The 24,215-nt window shown below is 68.8% G+C and carries 28 protein-coding genes, 2 tRNA genes and 1 riboswitch; of the genes, 20 read left to right on the forward strand and 10 right to left on the reverse strand.

Features of this window, described 5'->3' with window-relative positions; all coding sequences use genetic code 11:
- Positions 1 to 9: 9 nt before the first annotated feature.
- The 5 genes from J2851_RS22170 to J2851_RS22190 all read right to left on the reverse strand — a co-directional run bounded on the left by J2851_RS22170 (position 10) and on the right by J2851_RS22190 (position 4,433).
- Positions 10 to 834, reverse strand: a complete 825-nt coding sequence (locus J2851_RS22170; RefSeq protein WP_209768960.1) for a universal stress protein — start codon at positions 832 to 834, stop codon at positions 10 to 12.
- A gap of 243 nt (positions 835 to 1,077) precedes the next feature.
- Positions 1,078 to 2,022 carry an ABC transporter substrate-binding protein gene (locus tag J2851_RS22175; protein ID WP_209768961.1) on the reverse strand — a complete coding sequence of 315 codons (945 nt, stop codon included), beginning with the start codon at positions 2,020 to 2,022 and terminating at the stop codon, positions 1,078 to 1,080.
- A 4-nt stretch (positions 2,023 to 2,026) separates the two neighbouring features.
- Positions 2,027 to 2,788, reverse strand: coding sequence for an ABC transporter permease (locus J2851_RS22180; protein WP_209768962.1), 762 nt, complete (start codon positions 2,786 to 2,788; stop codon positions 2,027 to 2,029).
- Positions 2,785 to 3,549, reverse strand: coding sequence for an ABC transporter ATP-binding protein (locus J2851_RS22185; RefSeq protein ID WP_209768963.1), 765 nt, complete (start codon positions 3,547 to 3,549; stop codon positions 2,785 to 2,787). Before J2851_RS22185 ends, J2851_RS22180 begins: the two co-directional genes overlap by 4 nt.
- Positions 3,543 to 3,649, reverse strand: a riboswitch (TPP riboswitch). It overlaps the preceding gene by 7 nt.
- 37 nt (positions 3,650 to 3,686) lie before the next feature.
- Positions 3,687 to 4,433 (reverse strand): DUF1194 domain-containing protein, encoded by a 747-nt coding sequence (locus J2851_RS22190; protein ID WP_209768964.1) that lies wholly within the window; start codon positions 4,431 to 4,433, stop codon positions 3,687 to 3,689.
- Positions 4,434 to 4,534: 101 nt separating this feature from the next.
- On the opposite strand from J2851_RS22190, the gene J2851_RS22195 reads away from it, so the two are divergent.
- The 5 genes from J2851_RS22195 (at position 4,535) to J2851_RS22215 (ending at position 8,385) form a co-directional block, all read left to right on the forward strand.
- Positions 4,535 to 5,674, forward strand: a complete 1,140-nt coding sequence (locus J2851_RS22195; protein ID WP_209768965.1) for an acetoin utilization protein AcuC — start codon at positions 4,535 to 4,537, stop codon at positions 5,672 to 5,674.
- 120 nt (positions 5,675 to 5,794) lie between these two features.
- Positions 5,795 to 6,370, forward strand: coding sequence for a hypothetical protein (locus J2851_RS22200; protein ID WP_209768966.1), 576 nt, complete (start codon positions 5,795 to 5,797; stop codon positions 6,368 to 6,370).
- Positions 6,367 to 6,921: a hypothetical protein gene (locus J2851_RS22205; protein ID WP_209768967.1), complete on the forward strand. Its 555-nt coding sequence runs from the start codon at positions 6,367 to 6,369 to the stop codon at positions 6,919 to 6,921. Before J2851_RS22200 ends, J2851_RS22205 begins: the two co-directional genes overlap by 4 nt.
- Before the next feature lie 99 nt (positions 6,922 to 7,020).
- Positions 7,021 to 7,476, forward strand: coding sequence for a DUF192 domain-containing protein (locus J2851_RS22210; protein ID WP_246500843.1), 456 nt, complete (start codon positions 7,021 to 7,023; stop codon positions 7,474 to 7,476).
- A 69-nt stretch (positions 7,477 to 7,545) separates the two neighbouring features.
- Positions 7,546 to 8,385 (forward strand): FtsX-like permease family protein, encoded by an 840-nt coding sequence (locus tag J2851_RS22215; protein WP_307420082.1) that lies wholly within the window; start codon positions 7,546 to 7,548, stop codon positions 8,383 to 8,385.
- Here the strand turns inward: J2851_RS22215 and J2851_RS22220 are convergent.
- On the reverse strand, positions 8,347 to 8,859 hold the full coding sequence (locus tag J2851_RS22220; RefSeq protein WP_209768968.1) for a hypothetical protein: 513 nt from the start codon (positions 8,857 to 8,859) through the stop codon (positions 8,347 to 8,349). The genes J2851_RS22215 and J2851_RS22220 overlap by 39 nt on opposite strands.
- A 160-nt stretch (positions 8,860 to 9,019) precedes the next feature.
- On the opposite strand from J2851_RS22220, the gene J2851_RS22225 reads away from it, so the two are divergent.
- The 4 genes from J2851_RS22225 (at position 9,020) to J2851_RS22240 (ending at position 10,203) form a co-directional block, all read left to right on the forward strand.
- Positions 9,020 to 9,096: transfer RNA gene (locus J2851_RS22225), tRNA-Pro, on the forward strand.
- Positions 9,097 to 9,146: 50 nt separating this feature from the next.
- Positions 9,147 to 9,443, forward strand: coding sequence for an ETC complex I subunit (locus J2851_RS22230; RefSeq protein ID WP_209768969.1), 297 nt, complete (start codon positions 9,147 to 9,149; stop codon positions 9,441 to 9,443).
- 11 nt (positions 9,444 to 9,454) lie between these two features.
- Positions 9,455 to 9,531: transfer RNA gene (locus tag J2851_RS22235), tRNA-Arg, on the forward strand.
- Between the two features lie 270 nt (positions 9,532 to 9,801).
- A complete protein-coding gene (locus J2851_RS22240; protein WP_209768970.1) occupies positions 9,802 to 10,203 on the forward strand; it encodes a hypothetical protein in 402 nt (133 codons plus the stop codon).
- Positions 10,204 to 10,205: 2 nt separating this feature from the next.
- Here J2851_RS22240 and J2851_RS22245 read toward each other — a convergent pair whose 3' ends face one another.
- On the reverse strand, positions 10,206 to 10,466 hold the full coding sequence (locus J2851_RS22245) for a helix-turn-helix transcriptional regulator (protein ID WP_209768971.1): 261 nt from the start codon (positions 10,464 to 10,466) through the stop codon (positions 10,206 to 10,208).
- 89 nt (positions 10,467 to 10,555) lie between these two features.
- Here J2851_RS22245 and J2851_RS22250 point away from each other — a divergent pair, with 89 nt between their 5' ends.
- From J2851_RS22250 to J2851_RS22265, 4 genes are all read left to right on the forward strand, one after another.
- Positions 10,556 to 11,686 (forward strand): hypothetical protein, encoded by a 1,131-nt coding sequence (locus tag J2851_RS22250; protein WP_209768973.1) that lies wholly within the window; start codon positions 10,556 to 10,558, stop codon positions 11,684 to 11,686.
- 37 nt (positions 11,687 to 11,723) lie between these two features.
- Positions 11,724 to 11,933 carry a hypothetical protein gene (locus J2851_RS22255; RefSeq protein WP_209768975.1) on the forward strand — a complete coding sequence of 70 codons (210 nt, stop codon included), beginning with the start codon at positions 11,724 to 11,726 and terminating at the stop codon, positions 11,931 to 11,933.
- 83 nt (positions 11,934 to 12,016) lie between these two features.
- Entirely contained in the window at positions 12,017 to 14,323 is a 2,307-nt protein-coding gene (locus tag J2851_RS22260; RefSeq protein WP_209768976.1) for a hypothetical protein, read from the forward strand.
- On the forward strand, positions 14,323 to 14,829 hold the full coding sequence (locus tag J2851_RS22265) for a hypothetical protein (protein WP_209768978.1): 507 nt from the start codon (positions 14,323 to 14,325) through the stop codon (positions 14,827 to 14,829). The genes J2851_RS22260 and J2851_RS22265 overlap by 1 nt, the downstream gene beginning before the upstream one ends.
- On the opposite strand, the gene J2851_RS22270 is transcribed toward J2851_RS22265, so the two are convergent.
- Both J2851_RS22270 and J2851_RS22275 read right to left on the reverse strand, forming a co-directional pair.
- Positions 14,773 to 15,525, reverse strand: coding sequence for a hypothetical protein (locus J2851_RS22270; RefSeq protein ID WP_209768981.1), 753 nt, complete (start codon positions 15,523 to 15,525; stop codon positions 14,773 to 14,775). The two genes, J2851_RS22265 and J2851_RS22270, sit on opposite strands and share 57 nt — an antisense overlap.
- Positions 15,525 to 16,049, reverse strand: a complete 525-nt coding sequence (locus J2851_RS22275) for a YgjV family protein (RefSeq protein WP_209768983.1) — start codon at positions 16,047 to 16,049, stop codon at positions 15,525 to 15,527. Before J2851_RS22275 ends, J2851_RS22270 begins: the two co-directional genes overlap by 1 nt.
- 160 nt (positions 16,050 to 16,209) lie before the next feature.
- Here J2851_RS22275 and J2851_RS22280 point away from each other — a divergent pair, with 160 nt between their 5' ends.
- The 6 genes from J2851_RS22280 (at position 16,210) to J2851_RS22305 (ending at position 19,735) form a co-directional block, all read left to right on the forward strand.
- Positions 16,210 to 16,518: a hypothetical protein gene (locus tag J2851_RS22280; RefSeq protein WP_209768985.1), complete on the forward strand. Its 309-nt coding sequence runs from the start codon at positions 16,210 to 16,212 to the stop codon at positions 16,516 to 16,518.
- Positions 16,519 to 17,306: 788 nt separating this feature from the next.
- On the forward strand, positions 17,307 to 17,987 hold the full coding sequence (locus J2851_RS22285; protein ID WP_209768986.1) for a recombinase family protein: 681 nt from the start codon (positions 17,307 to 17,309) through the stop codon (positions 17,985 to 17,987).
- A 119-nt stretch (positions 17,988 to 18,106) separates the two neighbouring features.
- Positions 18,107 to 18,364, forward strand: a complete 258-nt coding sequence (locus J2851_RS22290) for a hypothetical protein (RefSeq protein ID WP_209768987.1) — start codon at positions 18,107 to 18,109, stop codon at positions 18,362 to 18,364.
- A gap of 12 nt (positions 18,365 to 18,376) precedes the next feature.
- Positions 18,377 to 19,225: a helix-turn-helix domain-containing protein gene (locus tag J2851_RS22295; RefSeq protein WP_209768988.1), complete on the forward strand. Its 849-nt coding sequence runs from the start codon at positions 18,377 to 18,379 to the stop codon at positions 19,223 to 19,225.
- A gap of 5 nt (positions 19,226 to 19,230) precedes the next feature.
- Positions 19,231 to 19,416 carry a hypothetical protein gene (locus J2851_RS22300; RefSeq protein ID WP_209768989.1) on the forward strand — a complete coding sequence of 62 codons (186 nt, stop codon included), beginning with the start codon at positions 19,231 to 19,233 and terminating at the stop codon, positions 19,414 to 19,416.
- 16 nt (positions 19,417 to 19,432) lie between these two features.
- On the forward strand, positions 19,433 to 19,735 hold the full coding sequence (locus tag J2851_RS22305) for a hypothetical protein (protein WP_209768990.1): 303 nt from the start codon (positions 19,433 to 19,435) through the stop codon (positions 19,733 to 19,735).
- A gap of 1,077 nt (positions 19,736 to 20,812) precedes the next feature.
- Here the strand turns inward: J2851_RS22305 and J2851_RS22310 are convergent.
- Positions 20,813 to 21,496: a hypothetical protein gene (locus tag J2851_RS22310; protein WP_209768991.1), complete on the reverse strand. Its 684-nt coding sequence runs from the start codon at positions 21,494 to 21,496 to the stop codon at positions 20,813 to 20,815.
- A gap of 176 nt (positions 21,497 to 21,672) precedes the next feature.
- Between J2851_RS22310 and J2851_RS22315 the strand changes: the two genes are divergently transcribed.
- Positions 21,673 to 24,204, forward strand: a complete 2,532-nt coding sequence (locus tag J2851_RS22315; protein WP_209768992.1) for a hypothetical protein — start codon at positions 21,673 to 21,675, stop codon at positions 24,202 to 24,204.
- Positions 24,205 to 24,215: the final 11 nt, after the last annotated feature.

Raw genomic sequence — 24,215 nt, forward strand, 5'->3', positions numbered from 1 at the left:
TCGCACCCGTCAGTGCGACATCAGCGCGGGCAGGGCGAGTTGGCCCAGCACCGTGCGCGTCGCGCCGCCCAGCACCATCTCCCGCAGGCGGGAATGCCCGTAGGCGCCCATCACCAGCAGGTCGCCGTCCAGGTCGCGGGCGCAGGTCAGGATCACCTCGCCCACGTCGCCGCCCTGGTGGATGTTCGCCTGATGATGGCTGCGCACGCCGTGCCGCTCCAGCCAGACCATCAGGTCGCGCCCGCTGTCGAGCGTGTGGCCCGGCGGGTCGATGGTCAGCACGGTGACCTTCTCCGCCGCCTGGAGGAAGGGCATGGCGTTGCGCACGGCGCGCCCGGCCTCCCGCGTGTTCTTCCAGGCGATCACCGCGTGGCGGCCGATGGCCGCGTCCGGCGCAAAGTCGTGCGGCAGAACCAGGGTCGGGCAGGGCGTCTCCAGCGGCAGCCGGTCCGGCACGTGCAACACCACCCGGTCGTCCAGGCTGTCGCCCTGGCTCTGCGTGACGATGGCGAGGTCGGCGTAGGTGGCGCGCTCCGCCAGCAGCTCCACATGGTCGCCCTCGACCACCGCCCAGGAGTAGGAGCAGTCCTTCAGCGCCTGCCGCACCTCATGCTCGATCTGCTCCGCCTTCTCGTGGGCGATGGCCGTCGCCTCCGCGATGTAGCCGTAGGAGGCGCCGCGCCCGGTCACCGCGGCGGGCATGGACACGGGCGTGGCCACGTACAGCACCTCGACGAAGGCGCCGAAGCGCTCCGCCAGCCCGACCGCGGCCTGGAGGCGTGCGCCGTGCCGGTCGTCGTTGGCCATGTGAAGAAGGATGGTCTTGATCGGCATGTCCGCACCCGTTGTTTCCGGCTTCGCCCACCTACGGTCTGTAGGCGCTCCCCTGAGGATCATAGGTAACGTCCAACAAGGCCGGATGGCAACGGGTTGTACCCTCGCCCCTCTGGGGAGAGGGTGACGCCGTAGGCGTCGGGTGAGGGGGCTGCGCTTTTGTCCGACGTACCAACATGGCGGGACCCCCTCACCCTAACCCTCTCCCCAGAGGGGAGAGGGGACTTTGGGCGCGATCCCCGTTCACTTCACCACCACCGCGTAGCGCTCCACCGGCTCGACGGTCTTGATCAGCCCGCGCGCCTTCAGGAACTCGGCGAAACGGGTGTAGCGCGCGGCGTCCAGCGCCGCCGGGCTGTGGGAGAAGCGCGGCAGCGTGTCGGCCCAGGCGCGGCGGTTCAGGTCGTCGTTCAGCTCCGGGCGGCCCTTGACGAAGGCGGCCTGCGCCTCCTCCGGGTGGTTCAGGATGTAGAGGGTGGCGCGCTCCACCGCGTCGAGGAAGCGCTTGATGCGGCCATCCCCGGCGATCTTGTCCTTGTGCGCGACGATGATCAGCTCGTCGTAGGCGGGCACCCCTTCCTCCTCCGGGTAGAAGGCGCGGCCGGGATGCCGCTCGATGTCCATCTGGTTCAGCTCGAAGTTCCGGAAGGCGCCGACCACCGCGTCGACCTGCCCCGCCAGCAAGGCCGGGGAGAGGGAGAAGTTGACGTTCACCAGCTCCACGTCCTTCAGGGTCAGCCCGTGCTTTTCCAGCATGGCGCCGAGCAGCGCGTCCTCGAACCCGCCGACCGAGAAGCCGATCTTGCGGCCCTTCAGGTCCTTGATGGTCTTCACCGGCCCGTCCCTCAGCACGACGACCGAGTTCAGCGGGGTGGAGACCAGCGTCCCGACGCGGACCAGCGGCAGTCCCTCGCCGACCTGGATGTGCAGCTGCGGCTGGTAGGAAATGGCGAGGTCCGCCTGGCCGGCGGCGACCAGCTTCGGCGGGTCGTTCGGGTCGGCGGGGGCGGTCAGCGTCACGTCCAGCCCGACGTCCTTGAAGAAGCCCTTCTCCTGCGCGACGACCAGCGGCGCGTGGTCGGGGTTCACGAACCAGTCCAGCAGCACGCTCAGCTTGTCCTGCGCCGCGGCCGGAAGCGCCGTCAGAAGGCCAGCGGCGAGCGCCGCCGCCGCGAAAGTGCGTTTCATGCGATCAGTCCTTTTCCTCAGCAGGGTGCGTGTCGGGTTGCCAGGGCAGGGCCCGGCGGATCAGGGCGTCGACCGCGGCGTAGAGCGCCACCGCGAAGACGCCCAGCACCACCAGCGCCGCGAACAGCAGGTCGATCTGCATGCGGGCGTTGGCGTGCAGCATCAGGTAGCCGAGGCCGGAGGAGGATCCGACCCACTCCCCGATCACCGCGCCGATCGGCGCCACGGCGGCGGCCACGCGCAGGCCGGACCCGAAGGCGGGCAGGGCGGCGGGCAGGCGGATGTGCCACAGCACCGACCGGCGCGACGCGCCCATAGTGCGGGCCAGATCGAGCCAGCCGGGCTCCGTCCGGCGCAGCCCGTCGAACAGGGCGGTGGTGACGGGGAAGAAGATGACCAGGGTCGCCATGGCGACCTTCGACGCCATGCCGTAGCCGAGCCACAGCACCAGCAGCGGCGCCAGCGCGAAGACCGGGATCGCCTGGCTGACCACCAGCAGCGGCATCAGCCAGCGCCGGGCCGTGCGAAAGCTCGCCAGTGTCAGGGCGCTCGCCCCGCCCAGCGCCACGCCGAGGAGGAGGCCCAGCAGGATTTCCGTCAGCGTCGTCGCCCCGTGCCGGACCAGCAGCGGCGCCTGCCGTTGCAGCGCGTCGGCAACCGCCAGCGGCCCCGGCAGGATGTAGCGCGGCACCCCGGTGAGCGACACGACGCCTTGCCAGAGCGCCAACAAAACCGCCGCGGTGATCAGCGCGCGCAACAGCCTCATCCCGCCAGCCTCCGCAGCAGTTCGGCTTGCAAGGCCAGCAGCGCCGGGTCGTCCACCGCGCGCGGCGGAAGGCCGGGTGGCTCCAGCGCCGGGCCGATCGTGGCCGGGCGCCCGGTCATGACGTGGATGCGGTGGCCGAGCCGCAGCGCCTCCAGCGGGTCGTGGGTGATCATCAGCACCGTGCGCCCGGCCAGCGCCTCCGCCGCCGCGTCCTGCAGGCGCAGGCGGGTCAGCGCGTCCAGCGCGGAGAAGGGCTCGTCCATCAGGACCAGCGGCTTGTCCTCCATCAGCGTGCGGGCGATGGCGACGCGCTGCCGCTGCCCGCCGGACAGGGTCGCGGGCCGGTCCGCCTCCCGCCCCGCGAGCCCGACCTGGTCCAGCAGCGCACGGGCGCGGGCGACCAGGGCGGGGGACCGCCGTTCATGCCGCAGCCGTGCGCCGAGCAGGACGTTGTCGAGCACCGTCAGCCAGGGGAGCAGCAGGTCCTGCTGCGCCATGTAGGCGACGCGCCCGTGCAGCGGCGCACCGTCGCTCGTGTCGATGGCGGTCGGGGGTTCCGGCTCGGCGAGGCCGGCGACCATGCGCAGCAGCGTGGTCTTGCCGACCCCGCTCGGCCCCAGCAGGCAGGTGGTAATCCCCGCCTCGATGGTCAGGGCGAGGTTGGCGAACAGCTCCGTTCCGCCATAGGTCAGGCGCGCGCCGGTCACGGTGATCGACAGCGGGTCAGGCGCAAGGGTGTTCGGGCGGAGGGGCGCGTTCATCGGCTCACTGATCCCTTCGCCGGCATGATCCGGATCAGGTTCCAGGGGTCGTCCCGTTCCGGGACCTCTCAGCCGACCATCGGCTCCCCCCAGTGAAGAGACGCGACTATGACAAGTCGGCGACCGCCGGGCAAGGCTCAGCGGGCCGCGACATCGTTCCCCGGCCGAGCGCCCGGTGTCCGCCCGGAAATCTCCAGCAGCAGCTTGGCAAGGATCGCGTCCGCAAAGGCCTCGAAGTTGACGGCGGGCACCAGGAAGGCGCCCGGCCCGCCGATCACATGGTCGCGGTAATAGCCGTCGAGGTCGAGCGTCGGCGACCCGCCCCAGGGGTTCGGGCGGTCGTTCAGGATGGGCAGGCCGTTGATGGTGATCCCGGCGGCCACCGCCTGGTCCCGCGCCCACTCCACCGGGCGGCCGCGGTTGTTCACCCCGTCGCCGGACACGTCGATCACCCGCCGGGTGCCCTCAAAGCCGTTGTCGTTGAACAGTCGGGTGCAGAAGTCGATGGCGCCGCTGATGGAGGTCCACTGCGCCGAGGCGATCGGCGCTTCGGCGACGGAGGACGCGAAGGTCTCGATGCTCGTCGGGTCGCTCAGCATCGTCCAGGGTACGACGATGCGCTGGAAGCTGTCGCCGGCCCATTCCACATAGGCCACCGAGATGCGGCCATACGGCCCGCCGTGGATCGCCGCCTGGACCTTGGGGTTGGTCAGCGCGCCGACATAGCCGTCGCGCTGCAGCCGCGCCTCCTCCGGGTCGACGCTGCCCGACACGTCGACGGCCAGGACGAGTTCGAGGTCGACCGGCTCCTCGGCGCGGGCGGCCCCCGCTGCCAGCAGCGTCAGCAGAAGCACCATGCCCGCGATCCGGCCGTAACCCGTCATTGCGCGACCCTCCCCGGTATCCGTTGATGAAAAAAGGGCGGAATGGGGATGGGGCAAGGGAGCGTTGACGAAAAGCCCGGGTCGCGCCACCTCAACACCCCATGACCACAGCAGCGACCACACGCCCCCTCTTCATCGGCAGCGAGATCTACCGGGGCTCCAGCTACGGCCCGAAACACCCGCTCGCCATCCCGCGCGTTTCCACCACCATCGACCTCAGCCGCGCCATGGGCTGGCTGCCCGACCCGGTCTACCGCGACAGCCCGCAGGCAACGCCGGAGCAGTTGGCGCGCTTTCACGCCCCCGACTACATCGCCGCCCTCCACCGCGCCGAGGCGGCCCAGCGAGTCGATGCGGAGACCGGGGAGCGCTACAACCTCGGCCGGCTGGAGAACCCGATCTTTCCGGAGATGTACCGGCGCCCGGCCATCAGCACCGGCGCCGCGATCCTCGCCGCCCGGCTGCTGGTGGAGAGCGACGCCGGCATCGTCTACAGCCCCGCCAGCGGCACGCACCACGCCCACCCCGCCCGGGCGAGCGGCTTCTGTTATCTCAACGCGCCGGTGCTGGGCATCCTGGCTCTGCTCGACGCGGGGGTGGAGCGCGTCTACTATGTGGACCTGGACGCCCACCACGGTGACGGGGTGGAATACGCCTTCGCCGACGACGACCGCGTTCTGACCCTGTCGGTGCACGAGGACGGGCGCTGGCCCTACACGGGCAAGGCGGAGGACCGGGCCGGCGGCATGGCGCGGAACCTGCCGGTGCCGCCGGGCTTCAACGACACGGAGCTGGCCTACCTGATGGCGAACGCCGTCCTGCCGCTGGGTCGGGCCTTCCGGCCGCAGGTGGTGGTGGTGCAGACAGGGTCCGACGCGCTCGCCGACGACCCGCTCAGCCGGCTGGAGCTGTCCAACACCGCGCTGTGGAGCGCCGTGCGGGACCTGATCGGGCTCGCCCCGAAGATGCTGGTGGTCGGCGGCGGGGGCTACAACCCGTGGTCCGTCGGGCGCTGCTGGGCCGGGGTGTGGGCCGTGCTGAACGGCATCGACCCCGCCGTGCCCCCGACCCCGGATGCGGAGCGCGTCCTGCGCGGCCTGACCTGGCACCGCGCCGCCGGGCGGAACCCGCCGGAGCACTGGTTCAACACACTGGCGGATGCACCGCGGCCGGGACCGGTGCGCGACGCTGTGCGGCGCGTTGTCGCTGTGGCCATGGAAGGGGCTTTGCCCAGTGGCTGAACGGCGACGGCGCGTTGACGTTTCAGGGTGAATCGGTGACTCTTCGACTCCGAGTCGCGCTGCCGGAGGAACGGAGAAGCGGCGGCATGACCACGCGCAAACGGAAGGAGGAGCAGGACGATGTCGAACACCACCTTGCTCCTCGTCGCCATCGCCGTGATGATGCTCGTCGCCGTTCCCGTGGCCATGATGATGAAGGACTTCCTGCCCGGCTTCGTCCTGCGCAGCGCGGGACTGGAGCAGCTGGAAAACCGCATCTACGTGCTTCACGCGCAGGCCCATGACATCCAGGACCGGGTGAACGTCATGGTCCAGCGCCGCAACCAGGTCGCCGCGGACAAGCACCGGATCGACACGGACAACCGCAAGATGGAGCGCGCCATCGCCGAAATCGCCGAGCAGCCGCCGCTGTTCGTGCACGAGGTGGGCGATCCGCAGGCGGGCATGACCAAGTTCCTGGTCACCATCGCGCAGGAGAAGGCGTCCTCGGCCGCCCGCGCCGCCGGGGAGCGCGCGCAGGTCAACCCGATCTGGCGCTGCGCCAACGTCGCGGAGGTCTGGGCTTCCAGCATGGACGAGGCCAAGCAGCTGGTCGAGGTCGCCTTCCCCTTCAAGATGGGCTTCACGACCGCCTTCCCGCGTTCGCAGGTGCCGCGCAAGGCCGGCGCGCCCAGGGCGAAGGCCACCGCGACATGATGATCAACTTTCTGATCATCCTGGCGATCATCGCCATCGGCGCCTGGCTGGGCAACGTGCTGCTGATGATGGAGGGCGGCATGGCCCAGTCCCGATCCCGCGTCCGTGCCGCCCGCGACACCACCGGCAAGCTGGAAGCCACGCTGTCCCGCCTCCAGCGCGAGGAAGAGGCCCTGACCAAGGAGATCGAGTCGATCCTCGCCGAGACGGTCGAGGCGCGGAAGAAGCAGTCGGAGATCCAGCGCCGCCTCGCCGAGGCGAAAGCCAGGCGGCGCCCGCAGATGCTGATCCTCACCGACCGCCGCAACCCGAGCGACAAGGAATGGCTGGTCACCGTGGTGAACACGCAGATCGGGGAGATCGACGCCATGCACCCGCTGGCGGTCGAATGGGCGCGCGGGCGCGAGTATCTGGTCTGGGCCGAATCCGAGCGCGAGGCGTCGGAACGGACGGCGCGCCGGTTCAGCGCCAGGCCCGGCTACCAGATCCGGTCGGTGACGGCGGTGAAGGAGAATCTCTATGCGTCGACCGCTGACCGGTCCGCCGCGTAACGGCACTGGACAGGTGCCCGGCGCAGCGGCATCGTCCCGCTCCACAGGGTTCAACGCGGATTGGGTGCCATGCTTGCAAGGATGGGGATTGGACGGACTTTGCGGGGCCTTTTCCTCGGCATGGCGATTCTGCTGACGGCCCTCCCGGCGGCGGCGCTGGAGACCTTCGCGCGCTCGTCCCTGGTCATCGAAACCGCGGCCGGCGGGCACTACCGCTTCGACATCGAACTGGCGGAAACCCCCATGCAGCAGATGCAGGGGCTGATGTTCCGGGAAAAGCTCGCCCCCGACGCCGGCATGCTGTTCCTCTACGACCGGCCGCAGCCGGCCAGCTTCTGGATGAGGAACACGCTGATCCCGCTCGACATGATCTTCATCGGCGCCGACGGGAAGGTGGTCAACATCCACCAGAACGCGGTGCCGCACTCGCTCGACGCCGTCAACTCCGCCGGGCCGGTGAAGGGCATCCTGGAGATCAACGGTGGCATGAGCGCGCGCCTGGGCATCCGCGCCGGCGACCGCGTGCTGTACAAGGCCTTCGGCACCGCGAAGTAACGCCTCCGCGAGGTCTCCTGCGGACCTCGTGACTTCGCCGCGGGAATTGCCCACAGTGTTCTCCGGTTCGTGCTGGCTCAGGCGGAGCCCGCGCCGGCCTACCGCACCGCGCGGGTGGAGGAAGGGCCGCTCGTCAGCAGCATCACGGCAACCGGGGCGCTGAGTGCCTTGGTGACGGTGGAGGTGGGCTCCCAGCTCTCGGGCCAGATCGCGGAGCTGTACGCGGATTTCAACAGGCAGGTGCGGGAAGGGCAGGTGCTGGCCCGGCTGAACGGCGACCAGATCGACGCCCGGCTCGCCCAGGCCCGCGCCGACCGGGAGGCGGCCAAGGCGACGCTGAACCAGCAGGTGGCGCAGCTCGACCGGGCGCGGGCCGAGGTCGCGAACGCCCGGGCCAACGCCGCCAACGCGGCGGCGCAGATCCTGCGCTCCGACCTTGCGCTGAAGGACGCGGAGCAGGAGGACGATTTCTGGATGCGCGACCTGTCGGAGGTGGCCGCCACGCGCGACGCGTCCTCCCGCGCCCTGTCCTTCCTGCTGGCCGCGGTGGCGGCCGTGTCGCTGCTGGTCGGCGGCATCGGTATCATGAACATCATGCTGGTGAGCGTCACCGAGCGCACGCGGGAGATCGGCCTGCGGCTCGCGGTGGGGGCGCCGCGGCGCGACATCCTGATGCAGTTCCTGATCGAGTCGACCACCCTGTCGATCATTGGGGCCGGAATCGGCGTGGTTGACGGCGTCGGGACCGCGGTGGTGGTCGCGCAGTTCGCCGGCTGGCCAACGCTGATCCAGATGGATGCCGTGGTGCTGGCGGTCGTGGTCAGCGGACTCGTCGAGGTGTTCTTCGGCCTCTACCCGGCGCGGCGTGCCTCACTGCTGAACCCCATCGACGCCCTGCGCCACGAGTGACGAGGGCAGCCCGAGGGCGCTCAGGCAGCGCTCGGCAAGGGCGTGCGGATCGCCGGAGTCCTCAAGCACCGCCGCGGCCCGCGGGAGCAGGAACCGGCTCAGGAGGGCGCGCATCCCGCCAGCCTCGTCCGACGCACGGCCGACCAGCACCACGCGCGTTCCGCTGCGGGACAGCATCGCGGCCGCCAGGGCGACCAGGCCGGCGTCACCCCCCGGCGCCAGAAGGCCGGCCGGGCGCCGTTCCGCCAGGATTCGCGCCAGGGACAGGACGGACGTGCGCGTGTGGCGCTTCGCCAAGTCGATCTGGCCGATTCCGCGCCGGAGCGCCGTGCGAAGCGGCCCGCCGCCCATCGGCGCGACGGCATCGACCGCGAAGCCCCGTCCGTGCATGGCGTTGGCAAGGGCGACCATGGCGCGCTGCTGCGGTTGATCGTGCAGATTCGGCACGAAGAGGGCGAGGCGGGGGGCTGGCATTCCGGTCTGCGGAAAAGAGGATAGGGGGCGGATCGTGGCGGAAGGACGCAGTGCGGCATGGCCGGCGCCGTGCTACATCATACGGACGGGCTGCCCAGTCGGATAGTCGCGCCTGCTCCTTGCTGTTCTCGCGGGGTTCGTGTATTTCACTCCGCGTCGTCGGGGCGTAGCGCAGTCTGGTAGCGCGCCAGTTTTGGGTACTGGAGGCCCCCGGTTCGAATCCGGGCGCCCCGACCAAGAACGTGAACGAAGATGCAACGCACACGTATCAGAGGAGATGCCGCGTCATGAAGGTCCGGATCTACCAGCCGAGCAAGGCGGCCACGCAGTCCGGGCGCGCGAAGACGCATCGTTGGCAGCTCGAATACGAAATCGAGACTCCGCGCCGTCCGGAGCCGTTGATGGGCTGGATCAGCTCGGGCGACACCCTGAACCAGGTGAAGATCGGCTTCGAGACGCAGGAGGAGGCCGTCGCCTTCGCCGAGCGCAAGGGGTGGGACTACACCGTCCAGGATGCCCCGGTGCGCCGCGTCCGTCCGCGCAACTACGCCGACAACTTCCGCACCGATCGGCCGCGTTTCTGACCTCGGGCCGGGGCCCCATAGCTCAGCTGGATAGAGCAATCGCCTTCTAAGCGATAGGTCGCAGGTTCGAGCCCTGCTGGGGTCGCCATCCGAAAGCGATTACAGATCAATGGATTAGCCCCGCTTTGGCGGGGCTTTTTCGTTTCCGATTGAAGCCAACTCGCACTAACTGAAAACCGCTGAAACACGCCATTTTCGGACGAGTTGCATTTAGTTCGTGTTGCTCGGTGCAACACGGGCGCAACACGGAATGGCCGATTCGTTCGCCGCCCGTTCGCGGGTCGCGCGGGCATCCCGTCCGGTTGCGCCAGCTCGATTGCAGGCAGTACGCTGGCCTGCCCCAGCCGAGGAACCCGCCATGCAGTCGCGCGCCCTGTTCGGCTCCATCCTGTTCATGATGATGGTTGCTGCATCGCCAGCGCCGGCCCCCTTCGTCACCGCCCCGAGTTACCAGGGCGACGAGGAGGTTGACCGCCGAACAGGGGTCATGCGCGCTTGCCTGCATCGTTGGGCCGATGCAGCGGCCGAGGGTGCGACCGACAGGAGGCACGCCGCCGCGCGCATGATGGCCTATTGCGAGGCGCCCGATCAGGCCGTGATTGTCGCACTCCGAAAATCGGAGCTGACGGCGGATCAGTTCGCCGCTGCCCTCGACGGCTACCGATCGGGCATGCGCGACATTGCCCAGGCGCTGGCGTCCGCGCGCATTCCGGAAGATGGCGACCAGGGGCAGGGCAGCGGCCAGGGCGGGAAGCGTTAGGCTCAGCCGAACAGGGGCCCACCCTTGTCCAAGCGCACGCCCGGCCCACCGTCGCCGTGGTAGGGGCCTTCGGCGATGAACTTGACGCCGTTCGCCTCGAATGCCTTCCGGACGGCATCGACGTTCGCCGCCACACTGCGTTGCGGCCCAAGCTTCTCCATTCGCTGGATCGTCGGCAGCGATAGCCCCGACTCTTCGGCAAGCTGCGGCTGGCTCCAATCGAGAAGCGCCCGCGCCGCCTTGAGCTGTGCAGAGGTCATCATGCTTTTCACATCATCCGTAATGCGTTTCGCTTGACGGTGTTCCCGTCGCCCGTTATGTGTAACACATCACGGGAGACATGGAAGCCACAATGCGGGATGCTTTTCAAGCTGCCGCGCTCAGCGCCGCCCCCTCTGTCCTGGGCCTGTACCGCCAGTGGCGCCACGCCATCCGGCAGGGCGCGCGCTTCGCTCGGATCGGTGAAGACCTCGAGGAGGCCATGGACACGCCGTGGCCGCTGGTCTGCATGCCGTCCTATGCCGGTGGCGGGATCGTGGAGGGGCTGTACCGGATCGATCAGGAGGAACGCCTTCTCGACATCGACCGGGAGCGGCTGACGGCGGAATACCGCGAGAAGTGGGCCGCCTACCAAGCTGCCAAGGAGGCGTGCGGGGCCGAGGCTGCCCACGCGGAATCGGTGCGCTGGGAGCGGGAGGCCTCAACGCTGGCCGCGCAGATCATGACGACCCCAGCCCGCACGCTGGAGGAGATGCACGCCAAGACGGCCGTGGGGCTGCGCTTCGCCGATGCCAAGGCGTCGTGCGAAGATCCCGATGGTGCGCTTCAGTCCCTCCGCCGCGACATCGGCCGCGCGCTCCGGGGCCAGCGCCGCGGGCGGAATGGCGCCGACGGCTCCCCGGTTGAGCAGCGCGTCGCCGACCTTGTGCGCCTTCGAGACGAGTTCGAGCAGCTGTGGGAAGCGGACGAAGGCAGCGCGGAATGCGCGGCCTGTGGCTTTGCCATCGACGCCGAGGTGAAGGCGATCTACGGCGCGCCCATCAACACCATGGCCGACGCCGCCGCGGTGCTCCGGGGCGTGCTGATCCAGGGCGCCGACGAGATGAACCGTTCGGATGTGCCCGTGCTGGAAAGGCTGTCCGCCTTCCTCGACGCCCAGGCCGCCCGCGGCGCCGTCCTGCAGGACCTGGAGGCCCGCTTGCACGAGCTGTCCGCCGCCTATGACGCTCTCCCCGCCGACGCTCCCCGCCGCGCGTGGCGCCCGCTGTGGCGTGCCATGCGCCGGGTTGAGCGACAGATCGCGGACACACCGGCAACCGACCTGGAGGGCTTGGCCGTGAAGCTGCGGCTTGCCCTTGGCCCGCACGGCACCGGGGCAGGACAGGAGCCCGAACAGCTCCTGCACGGCGCGCTTGCCGACCTTGAACGGATGATCACCAGCAGGAGGAAGGAAAACGGTAGTTCGGATTTGAAGCGTCAGTGAAGCCCTGATTTTCACAGGCCATTTGGAGAAAGAACCTATGCCGACCAAGAACATGCCGCGCCGCAGCTTCATGCGGGGAATTGTTGCCGGTGTTGTCGGATCGTCTGCCGCCTTGCGCGTCTCGACGGGTAAGACCGCCCCCATCGCCGAACCCGAGCAGGCGAGTATTCTGTGCGGGATGGATTTCGGGTGCCAGCCCGTCGTCCTCTTTGCACGCATCGACACCGCTTTCACGCAGCACGAGTGACGCGACGCCAGAAACGACGACGCCCCGGCCGCTACCAACAGCCGGGGCGCCTATCGCAACTCTGCACGAAGAGGCCAATCAACATGCAGCACCAGGACGATACCACACCCCACCAGCAGCCGGGAAGATCGGGCGACGCCGCGATCCTGGACCTGTTCAAGCAAATGGTCAGCAACCGGGAGAAGTGGGCCGAGATTGGCCGGACGGCGCCGGACGATGACCCCGTGTATTTGGCCTTGGCCGACGCGGACGACGACTTTACCGAGTCCATCGCCAGAACGCCGGCCAGCGGCCCGGTGGGCATGTCGATTAAGGCGTACATCGCCTACCAGGGCGCCCACAGCTGGCCCGCCGGTAACATCAACGGCATCCTCCTTCCGGAAGGAATCGCCGAAGCCGTTGGGCAGGACGGACGGCTTGCCGCCGGCATGGCCTTCGACGCGCTGCGCCTGTTCCCCGCCCTCGACGCGCTGCGGACGCGCGGGGCGCCCGCATTCCGCGACGCGCTGGACGCCGCCCAAGCCGCGGAGGGCGGCACCACCATTCCCGAACTCTCCATGACGTTCGCCCAGGCGCTGGAGAAGTGGCGGGAGATGGGGAGGGCCGAGCGGGAGGCCGACGACCAGGCGGGCGACGCGATCAACCTGGAGCGCGGCAAGCTGGCCGCCGCCATCCTCGCGGCCGAGCCCGTCACCACGGCCGACGCGCTGGCGCTGCTGGAACTGCTGGCCGATCCAGAAACCGGGCTTGCCGCGGGCGACGGCCCGAACGACGCCCCGGCCATCCAGCGCGCGCTTGCCATCCTGTCTCGCACGCCGGCCGGATTGAACTTCGGGGAACTCTCCCCCGCCGTCGTCACCGCCTACCGCGAATGGCGCCGTGCGGACGAGGTGCGCGCGGCCCTCAGCCGCCTGGACGACGACGCGGCCGAAGGCGACGAAGCCGACGCGCTGGCTTGGTTTGGGGAGGCCGTCTCGCAGCTTCAGTACCGACTTTGGGGCAAGTTCCACGACACCCCGTCACCAACCATGGCTGGCCGGCTGTTCAAGGTCCGCGTCATCCTGGACGAGGAAGGGGGGGCCTTCGACACGATCCGCACCGACGCTGGCGAGACGCTGACGGAGATCGTGCGCACGGTCCCGCCGCCGCCGGACCTGGACGCGCCCGAGGCCCCCAGCACGGACGACGAGCGCCGCGCCTTCCTCACCGCCCGCCCGGGGGATGTCGTCAACACCTCCCCCGCCGACCTGTTGCGCCTGTTCACCCCCGAGCAGGGTGCGGAGGTGTTCGCACTGTTGGCCAGCTACGTGCAGGCGAAGGCCAGCGCCCTCGACGTTCTGCCACTGGTGCTGGAGTCGCTGGCAGCCTACGGACATTTCGCAAGCGAGGTGGGCACCCTGGATAGGGAGGAAGGCTATATCGCCGGGGTTGTGCTGACGGACAACGAGCGCACCTATCTGGCACAGCATGGCTACCTGCCCGAACCCACCGTGAAGCGCTTGGACGACGCCGCCGAGCTGCGGAAGGCGGAACGCGGAGCGGATGAGCGGCGGCAGAAGGAGCAGCTGGAGGCGGACGAGCGCGCCAAGCGCGGCCCGCCCTTGGCCGAACAGTTGTGCCCGCTCATGCCCAGCTCGACGGACGAGGCACGTAAAGCGGCAGCGGGGGCCATCTACTCGGCGGAGTTCGCCGCGGTGTCACGCCGGAGCATGCTGGAGGATCTGCGGAATCTCCAGCAGTCCGAGGCCGAGGCGCTGCGCAACCTCGACTTCCCCAGCATCGGCAGGCGCTTTGCGCCGGGCACTCAGGATGAAATCCGACGGGGTTTGGACGAGGTGCTCGGCCAGCAGGCCCAGAGCGACGACCGGTTGACCGCCACCGGTGTTGCCGCGACGACTTTCGAAGCCGCATTTCCGCCTGAACAACTCCAGTCGGTGCGCGAGGGGATAGACGGCCACCTCAAATGCGTCAGCGTTCACGCGCGGGCGTCCGTCGCAATGCTGAAATGGAATGACCGCGAGCTGGAACTGAGAATTCGCGACGACCGAAAAGGCGCGTTCGTGATACTCACGGAAGGCGTTGGTCGCGCCCTGGATAGCCTTCGGGCAATTGATGAGCTGTTGCAGACAGCTGCGGTGCGCCTGTGTTCCGTGTTCGCGCGGATCGATCCGGAGAGCGCCGCAGCAGCGTTCGACCAGCCCAAGGGAACGGACGGCTTCGCCAGCGCCATCGCGGCGTTCCAGGGCGCAGCCCCTTCCAGCCTGTGCATCCCCGACACGCCAACCGACGCCATGCTGGAGGCCGGGGCCGCCGCGGGCGGCATCAACCCGGAGCAGGCCCGCGCGATCTACGCCGCCATGGCCGGCGCCTATCGTCAGGAGGCCGCGTGATGTCCATCCTGCAGTTCACCCGCCAGGGCGCCGCACCGCGTCCCGCAGCCCTCGACATTGAGGCCCAGCGCCTTCCCATGCACACCGCCGCGGATTGGCAGCGGGCGATCATTGAGGAATGCCGCCGGCAGCGGACCCTCACGCCGTCCGTCTTCGCCTACCTGAAGACCGCTGGGCTTCTGGACCGGTGCACCTTCCTCGCGTCGGAAGGCCCGGCCGATCCGCTCCGGTTCTGCTACATCGGCGCGCCCACGCTCCGGGTTCTCGGACGGGCGTGGGGCCGCTCCGTCCTCAACCAGCCGGTGGACCTGGACCCGCACGAGGAGTTCGCGCACCGCGTTGGGGCGGAGTACGCCGAGGCCATGGGCGCCGGGGAAGCGGTGTTCAACCGCTTCTCGGTCACCGGGCTTGGCCGGCCCTTCGTCTACACCGGGGCCGTGGTCGGTTGGTCAGAGGGCGGACGGCGCGCCGTCCTGTCGGCGATCGACGTGCTGACCATTCACTGAACCGGGAATCCCCAGGTCCGACAGCACCGCCGGGCGGCTCCAGCGCATGACGTGCAGCGGGAGCCGCCCGACGCCGTTCTGGTGGTAGAGGACGCCGGGGCGGGGCTCCAGGCGCGCGCGGCCCGCGCAGCGGCCAGCCCACGCCGTCGTCGTCTCCGGGTCGACCAGCCCGACCACCCACCGCGGCGACCAGCGGACCAGCGCCACCAGCCGCGCCACGGCGCCCAGCAGGTGGAACAGCCCGCGCCCGCGCCAGTCCGGCCGGTTCCAGCCGGACGTGATCCAGGCCACCGACCCGGTCGTGTCGTGCGCGGCCTCGCTGGCGACGAAGGCCCACTCGTCCGCCGGCGCATCGCCGGGATCGTGCATCGCCGACAGGTCCGCCAGGCGCGCGCCGAAGCTCGCGGCCGAGCAGTCGACCAGCACGGCGCCATGCGTGGCAATCACCGACCCGTCCGCATCGACGCCGCCGATCCAGAAGGCCGGCGCGCTGGCGGGCTTGGGCAGCAGCGGGAACCAGCCATCCCGGTTCCGCAGGTTCAGCCGCTCCAGTTCCGCCCAATCGTCGGACAAAACCAGCGTCATACCGGCGGCCAGCGCGCGGGCGCACAGCGTGTCGCGGGCGATGGCCAGGGCAGGGGCGAGGGGGCCGGAGCCCAGGGGCAGGGTTTCGATCAGGAGGCGTTGCGGGGCCATCACGCTACACCCCCGGCCGGCGCAGCCCGGCCAGCGCCGCGGGCCCATCCGTAGGCCAGCGAGGCCGCGCACAGCAGGTCCGCCAGTAGACCCGGCACACTGCCGGTCAGCACGTCGTGAACGATCCAAGCGGCTGCGGCGAGCAGGAACAGCAGCCGCAGCCGGTCAGGCCGGACCTGCCAGCGCGCCACGGTCGCGAGGGCGAGGCCCGCCGCCGACCAGGCCGAGGCCGGCCCCGCCCAGGTGAGGGACGCCAGCAGGGCCAGAGCGGGCAGGGTGGCGACGAAGAGAGCCTTGCGCCACCAGCTCCGGTCATCGGACCAAGCGGCACCCGCCTGGACGATGGAGAGGCCGCACATCGCGGCGGCCGTCACCGAGCCGGCCAGCAGGTAGTGCACGAGGAAGGCCCCGGTGCTGGCGGACTGTCCGGCCAGCAGGGCGCGCCGGCCTTTCAGCAGCGGCCAGACGGCGACCAGGGCGAGGCCGACGAAGCCGGCCAGATCGGAGGCGGAGAGGGGAAGCATTGAGACGGCCCGCGGTAGTTGCGACGCAGGCACGACGCCCGACGCAACCCGGCCAACCCAACGCACGAAATCGGCCAGCCGCAGCACGGCGCCATTGAGCCATCCGTGCGCCGCGCTATCATCGGGCGCAGCAGATCGACCAGCGCAAAGGGGACCAGTTATGACCTGCATTCACGGGGGCTTCGCCGTCCTGGAGATGCTCCGTGCCGAGGCTGCATGGCACGCGTCCGTCAGGGATGACTGCGCCCTTCGTGATAGCGCCGAGCGTCTACGGGTCGAGCTGGAGGAATCCGGGTTCCGGAACGACGCGCTGTTCTTCCAATGGACGGAGGCATGGCGGTTGGTGAAGGAGTTCGAGCCGATCACCGAAGCCGCGCATCGCCGGTACCTGGAGGCGATCCGCGCCGTCCCGCAGGGCGTGGACCCGTTCGCCGCCGCCGCATTGGTCTATGGAGTAGGGACCGCGTAAGAAAATTTCGGTCCATGGTTTGGGGGCAAAATCGTGAGGAGATGACCCGGCGGGATTCGTCGTCGGCGTTTTTGCCCCCCCACCCCCCACCCGCGCGCGAAGGCACCCCCCCCTCTGCGGCGGCGCGCGCGGCCCCCCGGGCAGCGCCGGCCGATCCGGGTTGGCCCTGGCCCCTGGCCGCCGCCCGTCCCGCCCGCCAGCCATGCCGCCGGCCCGGCAGCACAGGGACGACCGGCGCCAGCCAGGTCCGCCGCAGGCGTGACGCAGGACCGACGCACCGAGACACCAACCGAGGCAGGGCGACCAGCCGCAACCATCTGACGCAGCGCAGACTTTCGGTGTCAGAGAGACAGCAGCGTGGCAGGGACCGAGGCAGCGGTGAGGCAGGGGCGAGGCAGCGGACCCGGTTGCGGTCCCGCTTCGGCCCAGATGTGCCGGTCAGTGTGTCGCTCGCGTGTCGGCGCTGTGCCGCAGCCGCCGGAAAGGACGTGCGCACCAACGGGTTCCGAGTGTCGGTCGCGTTCGGCTGGTGTGCCGGGTGCTGTGCCGGTTGGCGGTTCCGGTTCCCGCGCAGGGAATTCGTTCAGCACCCCCACGCATAGACCGGGCGTGGGCGACAAGCCCGGCAGGGCACATACCGACACTCAGCCACTAACACGAACTCGAAACCCAAGCGCCGCGTGATCCACACGGCGAGTTCTGAACAGTCGCGATGTAAGGCCCCTTTACGGGCTTGACACTCTCTGTAAGGCTGATTACCGTGTAAGTGTCTTACACGGGGGGCGATCATGGCGGTTTACGGATATGCGCGGGTCAGCACGGCGGAGCAGGCGGCAGACGACAAGAGCAGCCTGGAGACGCAGCGGAGGAAGATCGAGGCGATAGCCGTTTGTGGTGACCGGACGGTGGACCGCATGTTTGAGGAGCCGGGCGCGTCGGGGGGCAAGGCGCTGGCCGAGCGGCCGGCAGGGCAGGAGCTGCTTTCAGTCCTGCGCCCAGGCGACACCGTGATCATTGCCAAGCTGGACCGCGGGTTCCGCAACGCGGCCGACGCGCTGGCGACCGTCAATGCATGGAAGGAGCGTGGCATTGACCTGATTGTTTCGGACATGGGGGCCGAGCCCGTCACCCAAAACGGCGTGTCCAAGATGTTCTTCGGCATGTTGGCCTTGGTCGCGGAGTTCGAGCGGGAGCGCATCAAGGAGCGGTTGGCGGAGGGCAGAGCCGGCAAGCAGGCGAAGGGCGGGCACATCGGCGGAACCGCGCCCTTCGGCTACCGGGTGGAGGGCGCCGGCCGGGACGCGCGCCTCTTCCCGATCCCGGAGCAGCAGGTCGCCCTTGCCACCATGCGCGAGCTGCGAGCGGCAGGCCTGTCTTTCCGTGCCATCGCCGCCCAGGTGGAGGAACGCCACGGGCTGAAAGTCTCGCACATGGCGGTGAAGACCGCGCTGGAGCGCGCGGCAGAGTAAGGGGTGGATTCGCTGCCCATCTTTTTCTGGCGTGCGGTGGCGATGCTTGGCGAGGAATGGCGAACCCCGCTCGAACGTGGTAGGCTCCTATCGTGTTCGTTCTGGGGACGGTGCAACCTATGGCAAGCTCACCCGCCGGGGATCTTATCGGCAATATTACGAAGGCGGAGTTCTGCAAGCTCTACGCCTACAGCGACCGAACCCTAAGTCGCCGGCTGGCGGGCGACGATCCGCCGCCGTTCTTCCGCGACGGCGGGCGCCTTCTGATCCGCCGTGCCGACGCTGAGGCCTGGAATGTGCGGCAGGCCGAAAAGGGACGGGTGCAGCGAGCGCCCGCGTTCGGTACCCAAGCCGCCAACCAGAACACCCCGGCTTGATTCGGAGCGCCGATGCTCAAGAAGCCCCGCCGCTCACGATCCAACGCAACCGGCCGGAACGAAACCGTCCGGTTCATCGCGTTGCCGCACTACATGCTGAAGTGTCCAGCATGGCGAGCCTTGAGCCCGAATGCGAAAGCGTTGCTCATCGACGTCTGGCAGCGGCACAACGGAGCCAATAATGGAGAAATCGCCTATGCCGTGCGAGAGGCCGAGGGGATCGGCATTTCCCGTTCGTCTGCGAGTCGTGCCTTTGGAGAGTTGGTGGAGTTGGGCTTTCTGAAGCAGCGGAAGGCGTCGACGTTCACGCTGAAGACCAAAGAGGCCAGTACCTGGGAACTGACCGCTGAGCGGTTCGGCGATGCAACACCGTCGAAGGACTTCATGCGGTGGCAGCCGGCACAGCGCACCGCTGTTTCAAACCCAACCGGAAACAAAACACAGTCCCACCAGCGGGACCCACAGTCCCACCAGCGGGACATGAAACAAGGTTCCGCAACAACATTGCCTGTTTCAGTCCCGCCAGCGGGACCGTCATCCGCTGTTTCAGGGTCTTCACAGTCCCACCAGCGGGACACTTATAATCTACCATGTGGTGATGGAGCGGAAGGCCGTGGCATGCCGGCTGTTTCCGTCCCTGCCCCGGCGAACGACGACCGGCAGCTCGACCTTGAGCGCTGGCTTGACGGGCTTCGCGGCGAGCTGCGGGATCACGTGGAGCATGCGCCGCCGGGCGAGTTGCAACGGATTGCTGACCGCATAGGACTAAGCCGGCCCCAACTTGCGAACTTTAAATCCGGGCGGCGCAGTTTGGCCGAACCGACGGCGCAGGCGCTGCGCGATCTTCTGAAGGCGGGGTGAACAGCATGAACTCCAACACGAACGCCGCCGGCATTGCGCCGGACGTCGAGGCCCAGCAGCAGTCTGGTCAGCGCCGCCGCAAGGGTGCGCTGATCATCGGCTTCTTCACCATGCGGGCGCCGCGCCCGAAGCCGCCGCGTCAGCGCCGGAAACGCGGCAAGCGCGCCGTGCAGCTCGACCTGTTCGCCTGATCCTGGAGGAGCCCGCGTGTCCGACCCGACCTTGATTGCCACCCTGCCCAAGAACCGGCGCCAGGAAATCCGCGTGCGCATCGGGACCTACAAGGGGCACCGCTTCGCCGACGTGCGGATTTTCAGCGACCCGCCGAGCGACCGGTCAGCCCTGGGCCGCGTGCCGACCAGACGCGGCGTTGCCGTCGCGGTCGACGCGCTCCCTGATCTGATAAATGCCTTGCGCAAGGCCTACACGACCGAGATGCACCGCCGCCGCGCCGAAGCGGCCAACGAGAACCGCTCCCAGGCGAAGACCAGCAGGAAGGCCCGCCCTTGACCCGGAACGCGACATTCCTCCAGCCCACGCCCAGGCGCTTCCCGTTCCCCTTCAGCGGGTTGCGCAGGCCGGCCAGCAGATCGCGGGCGTGATCAACCCCTTGATGTCTTGTCGCGATCCGCGCCGGTTCTCGACGCCTTTCCCGCTCGTCCGTGCACGGAATCGACCGATCCAGGTCCGGCCAGGGGGCGCGCGCACGTAGCGGTTCAGGGGTTACGGTTTCACCGTACCCCTTTTCATGGTGTTCAGAGGTCACGCGCACGCGCGTACTGGTTCGCGAGGCAGGAACCCGGCCAGCACCAGCGGCGACCCAAATAGCCCCGTTTCCCTCGCGTGCGCGCGCGTACTCGTTCACTAACTCCACACCACCAACCCCAACCCCCTGAACCCACAGCGATTTCCCCTCGCACACGCGCGCGTACTGTGTCGGGAACTCGGCCCCGGCCAGATCGACCACCAGCAGGACCAGCACCAGGAACCCGCATCGACCTTCGCGCGCGCGTAGCGTTCCACAACACCCAACCCCGCCACCAGACACCCCCGCCGCAGCCCGCCCCGTGGCCCGTGGTGCGTTCTGGCGAGGTATCCGCTACCCATATGGCTGTAGAGCGGCAGAACGCATCCAGCGGGCTTGTAATGGCTCGCTCCATCCGCGCCCGGCAACTTGGACGATGACGAAAAGGGTATAGCTACTAGCGATACCCTTGGCGGCGATCAGGAAATGACGACGGTCAACGAATCCGGCCTCGACGCCCTGATCCTGACGAGTGGTAGCCCAGCCACAGCTTAGCCATGAGCCAGGCGCTGGCGAAACTGCGGCCCAGCTCAGCCCCGGCCAGTTCCGCCGGAATTCCGCTGGAAGGCGGCCCGTTTCCGCCGCAAAGGCCGTCGGAACTCCGCCGCGATTTGGGGGGCATCCTATGGCGGATCAACGACATAGGGAAAGGGGCGGGTTTACGCGTGCCAAAGCCACAGAAAAACCGGACGCTTTCGCAGCGCTGACGTAACGTCTGCCACAGCGCTGTCACAGCGCTGTCACAGAGTGAACGTAACGATGATCGTGACGACGCCGCAACGTCACGCCGCCCGCCGCCGATCACAACCGCCCGGCGTGTACTTCCGAGGCTTTCGCCGCCGACCGCGCCAGATCGTCAACGTAGCGTGCGGCCCGGCGACCTCCAGATCAAGCGCGAGCTGCTCGCCGTTGTCGTTCGACGCGCGCCGGGTCGTGGGAACGTCGGAGAACACCGCCACCCGCACGCCCGCCGGCCAGAGGGCTTGCCGCCACAGATCCATCACGTCCCATTCAACGACCTCGCGCCGGGAATCGCCCTCCGGCAGAAGCGCCCGCCATAGGGTGCCCAGAGGGCGAACCCCGGAACGCTGGTCAACATCAGTCGCCGTCAGGCCCAGCGCCCGCCGCCGCGCGTCAATCTGTTCCAGCAGCGCCGCATAGACACACTTGGCGACTGCCCCAGGCCGCACCGGATCGATCGCGCGGGCTTCCCGCTCCGCCGCCGGCGGCCTGTTCGCCGGCAACACCGCCAGGCGCGCCCCGTCCCGCCAGAGCGCGGTGAACATCAGGCCGAGCATTTCCCAGCCGGCCCGGCGGCCGGAAGGCCTGCCGGCATGCAGGCATTTCGCGAAATAGCCGTCTTGCAGCCCGCTCATGTCGTCCATCTTCGCCATGGACCAGCCCAAGCCGCGCCGCCGCGCGTCGAAAGCCTGCATCAACTCGATGTACAGGGGTGACACCGCCATACCGCCCCCACTTGCGCTGTTTGTTGGCGTGCGTGAAACAAAAAGCCTCACGAAGCAACAACCGTTGTGCGTTGTGATACAGTAGCCCGAGGCAGGCGGCAACACTGGGGCGCTTCTCGCCGGTGGGAAGAAGTCGCCCTGAGCAAGCCCGCAAGCATGCGCGGAAGGGTGTGAACATGACGATGGACCTGTGGGCGACCGTAGCCCGCGTTGGCGACCAGATCACCGACACGGCCACCCAAGTAGGGAGGCAGATCGTGGCCGGGAAGCTGGCCGACATGGAACTCGAAGCCGGCCAGAAGCTGACCGAGCTGGAACTGAAGCACCGCAATGATCCGCAGGGCTTTTCCAGCGAATGGGACGGCTACAAGAAAGGCGTGATCAAGGGATCGCCGGCCTTTTTCGCATCGCACCTCGACACGAAGCTTTCCAGGGACGGGCAGACGGTTTTCCGTCGGCTCTCCGTCGAGCACCTGAACCGTCAGCAGAGCGACGCCAACACGTCCATGAAGGCCCGTCTTGCCTTGGCGAGCGACCAGATCGCGGCGCACGCCATGGGTGGCAACGTTGACGCCATGGCCGGAGCCCTTGGCGAGTACGACCAGATTTTGCAGTCGGCGACCGGCCTTGGGTTCGTCACTCCCGACGAGGCGCAGCTGATGCGCCACCACACCGAGAGCCGTGGACGTTCCGAGCTGACCCTGTTCAGCGTCGCGAAGGCGTATGAGGCCGGCGGCCCCGACTTCGCGCGGGCGATGGTTCATCAGGAGATCGTCAGCAACCCGACCCTCGCCCTTTCCGCAGAGGAGCGCATCCGGCTACAGAACCGGAGTGACACCATGATCGGCGACCTGGAGCGCACGCGCGCCCAGAAGACCGCCGAGGCCGCCCGCCAGGACGCCGAGACCTACGCCCGGAGAAATGCCGACCTCACCATTCGGGCCAGCCGCGGGGCGCTGGGGCGTGTGGAGGTGGAGGACGCCTATCAGAACGGCGCCGGGTGGCTTCAGCCGCACGACTACACGCGCCTGACGCTGGCCCTCGACAAGGTGACGGAGGAGGCCGCGCGCCAGCAGCTCGCCCTTCAGCGTGTGGACCGAGCCGGACAGACGGTCGCGGCGCCGGCGCCTTCCTTCGCAGACCGCACCATCGGGGCCGAATGGTCCCCGGCCGGACGCGACAAGAACCCGGCCAGCAGCGCCACCGGCCCAGGGCAGTTCACCGACGGGACGTGGCTGGAGGTGATGCGCAAGCACGCGCCCCAGCTCGCCGCCGGCAAGACGGATGAGCAGGTACTGGCCTTGCGCGACAGCGGCACCCCGCAGGAACGGCGCGCGCTGCACGCCCGCATGGTCGACGCCTACGGCAATGAAAACGCCGCCTTCCTGAAGGCCAACGGCGTTGATCGGGTTGGCGACGGCGAGAAGTACCTTGCGCACTTCGCCGGCCCGGCCGGGGCGCTGGCGATCCTTCAGGCGGACCCGAACACCCCCGTCCGCGACGTCCTGTCCGCCGACGTGATCAAGGCCAACGGCGGCATGAAGCGGGGCGGCAAGGCGTTCGCCGATTGGACCGCAGGCGAGTTGCACGCATGGGCCGCCGAGAAGATGGGCGTGAAACCGCTCGACCCCACCCCGGCAACCATCGCGGTGCACGTCCCCTACCTGGACCCCCGCAACAAGGATGACCGGGACGCCGTTGACCTGCATTTCGGGGCGATCAAGGCCGGGCTCGACCAGCGCAGCGCCCCTCCCGCCGAGCGCCAGGCCGTGACGCTGACGGCCGTCCAGAAATACGGGTTCCTGCCCAGCGACGTGGCAGGCGACATCCGCGGCAAGCTCCGGAATGGATTGCCAGCCGACAAGATCGAGGCCGCCCGGTTCGTCAGCAGCATCGAGGCCACCGCTCCGCAGGCCGCGCGCGACCTCGGCACCGACGATTACACCGTTGCCCACATGCTCAACGACCAGATCAACGCGGGCGTGCCGGCCGATATCGCCGTGCAGCGCGTCGACGCCGCCATGCGCCAGGACCCGGCTGAGCGGGTGCGGCGGGAAGCGATGTTCGGCGACAAGAAGATCACCGAAGGGAATCGGTCGTGGCTGAAGAAGCAGGGCCGGGACTGGTTTGGCACCAACACCGCCGTCCCCGACGCGCTGGCTGGCGAGTTCGAGGATCTGGTGAAGGACCGGTTCCTTGCCACCGGGGACATCGACGTTGCCCGCAAGGTCGCGTGGAACGACCTGTCGAAAGTCTGGGCTGAAACGAAGATCGGCGGGAAGCGCTTCGCCCGCTATGCCCCGGAGGCGATGTACGCCAACGGCCGGGACTCGTCATGGATCGAAGGTCAGCTGTACCACGACCTGGAGCAGGCCGGGACCGCGGCGCCCATCGCAAACCTGAAGGGCCGCGTTCAGCTGCATGCCGACCGGACCAGCGGACACGAAGACCGGCCCTCCTATCAGGTGCTGGAGCAGGACGACAACGGCGTGTGGGGGCCGGTTCGCGGCAAGGATGGCAAGCCCTTGCTCGGACCCGACGGGAAGCCCATGCGCTGGCGGCCCGACTGGAACAGCTCCCCCGCGGCCGACGAGGAACGCCGGGGCATCGCGCAGACCGTGGACCGCGCCCGCGTCCTTCGCGACTTCCGCGACCTGAAGTCCGAGGTGCCGGCCAACAGCACCGCCGGCCTGTTCAACCCCCGCTGATCCGGAGCTGC

This window comes from Azospirillum rugosum (genome assembly GCF_017876155.1).
Lineage (GTDB): Bacteria > Pseudomonadota > Alphaproteobacteria > Azospirillales > Azospirillaceae > Azospirillum > Azospirillum rugosum.

Excerpts from the sequence above, each read along its gene's own strand:
- J2851_RS22170 (WP_209768960.1), bottom strand. The coding sequence starts at position 834 with ATGCCGATCAAGACCATCCTTCTTCACATGGCCAACGACGACCGGCAC.
- J2851_RS22175 (WP_209768961.1), bottom strand. The coding sequence starts at position 2,022 with ATGAAACGCACTTTCGCGGCGGCGGCGCTCGCCGCTGGCCTTCTGACG.
- J2851_RS22180 (WP_209768962.1), bottom strand. The coding sequence starts at position 2,788 with ATGAGGCTGTTGCGCGCGCTGATCACCGCGGCGGTTTTGTTGGCGCTC.
- J2851_RS22185 (WP_209768963.1), bottom strand. The coding sequence starts at position 3,549 with ATGAACGCGCCCCTCCGCCCGAACACCCTTGCGCCTGACCCGCTGTCG.
- J2851_RS22190 (WP_209768964.1), bottom strand. The coding sequence starts at position 4,433 with ATGACGGGTTACGGCCGGATCGCGGGCATGGTGCTTCTGCTGACGCTG.
- J2851_RS22195 (WP_209768965.1), top strand. The coding sequence starts at position 4,535 with ATGACCACAGCAGCGACCACACGCCCCCTCTTCATCGGCAGCGAGATC.
- J2851_RS22200 (WP_209768966.1), top strand. The coding sequence starts at position 5,795 with ATGTCGAACACCACCTTGCTCCTCGTCGCCATCGCCGTGATGATGCTC.
- J2851_RS22205 (WP_209768967.1), top strand. The coding sequence starts at position 6,367 with ATGATGATCAACTTTCTGATCATCCTGGCGATCATCGCCATCGGCGCC.
- J2851_RS22220 (WP_209768968.1), bottom strand. The coding sequence starts at position 8,859 with ATGCCAGCCCCCCGCCTCGCCCTCTTCGTGCCGAATCTGCACGATCAA.
- J2851_RS22230 (WP_209768969.1), top strand. The coding sequence starts at position 9,147 with ATGAAGGTCCGGATCTACCAGCCGAGCAAGGCGGCCACGCAGTCCGGG.
- J2851_RS22240 (WP_209768970.1), top strand. The coding sequence starts at position 9,802 with ATGCAGTCGCGCGCCCTGTTCGGCTCCATCCTGTTCATGATGATGGTT.
- J2851_RS22245 (WP_209768971.1), bottom strand. The coding sequence starts at position 10,466 with ATGATGACCTCTGCACAGCTCAAGGCGGCGCGGGCGCTTCTCGATTGG.
- J2851_RS22250 (WP_209768973.1), top strand. The coding sequence starts at position 10,556 with ATGCGGGATGCTTTTCAAGCTGCCGCGCTCAGCGCCGCCCCCTCTGTC.
- J2851_RS22255 (WP_209768975.1), top strand. The coding sequence starts at position 11,724 with ATGCCGACCAAGAACATGCCGCGCCGCAGCTTCATGCGGGGAATTGTT.
- J2851_RS22260 (WP_209768976.1), top strand. The coding sequence starts at position 12,017 with ATGCAGCACCAGGACGATACCACACCCCACCAGCAGCCGGGAAGATCG.
- J2851_RS22265 (WP_209768978.1), top strand. The coding sequence starts at position 14,323 with ATGTCCATCCTGCAGTTCACCCGCCAGGGCGCCGCACCGCGTCCCGCA.
- J2851_RS22270 (WP_209768981.1), bottom strand. The coding sequence starts at position 15,525 with ATGGCCCCGCAACGCCTCCTGATCGAAACCCTGCCCCTGGGCTCCGGC.
- J2851_RS22275 (WP_209768983.1), bottom strand. The coding sequence starts at position 16,049 with ATGCTTCCCCTCTCCGCCTCCGATCTGGCCGGCTTCGTCGGCCTCGCC.
- J2851_RS22280 (WP_209768985.1), top strand. The coding sequence starts at position 16,210 with ATGACCTGCATTCACGGGGGCTTCGCCGTCCTGGAGATGCTCCGTGCC.
- J2851_RS22285 (WP_209768986.1), top strand. The coding sequence starts at position 17,307 with ATGGCGGTTTACGGATATGCGCGGGTCAGCACGGCGGAGCAGGCGGCA.
- J2851_RS22290 (WP_209768987.1), top strand. The coding sequence starts at position 18,107 with ATGGCAAGCTCACCCGCCGGGGATCTTATCGGCAATATTACGAAGGCG.
- J2851_RS22295 (WP_209768988.1), top strand. The coding sequence starts at position 18,377 with ATGCTCAAGAAGCCCCGCCGCTCACGATCCAACGCAACCGGCCGGAAC.
- J2851_RS22300 (WP_209768989.1), top strand. The coding sequence starts at position 19,231 with ATGAACTCCAACACGAACGCCGCCGGCATTGCGCCGGACGTCGAGGCC.
- J2851_RS22310 (WP_209768991.1), bottom strand. The coding sequence starts at position 21,496 with ATGGCGGTGTCACCCCTGTACATCGAGTTGATGCAGGCTTTCGACGCG.
- J2851_RS22315 (WP_209768992.1), top strand. The coding sequence starts at position 21,673 with ATGACGATGGACCTGTGGGCGACCGTAGCCCGCGTTGGCGACCAGATC.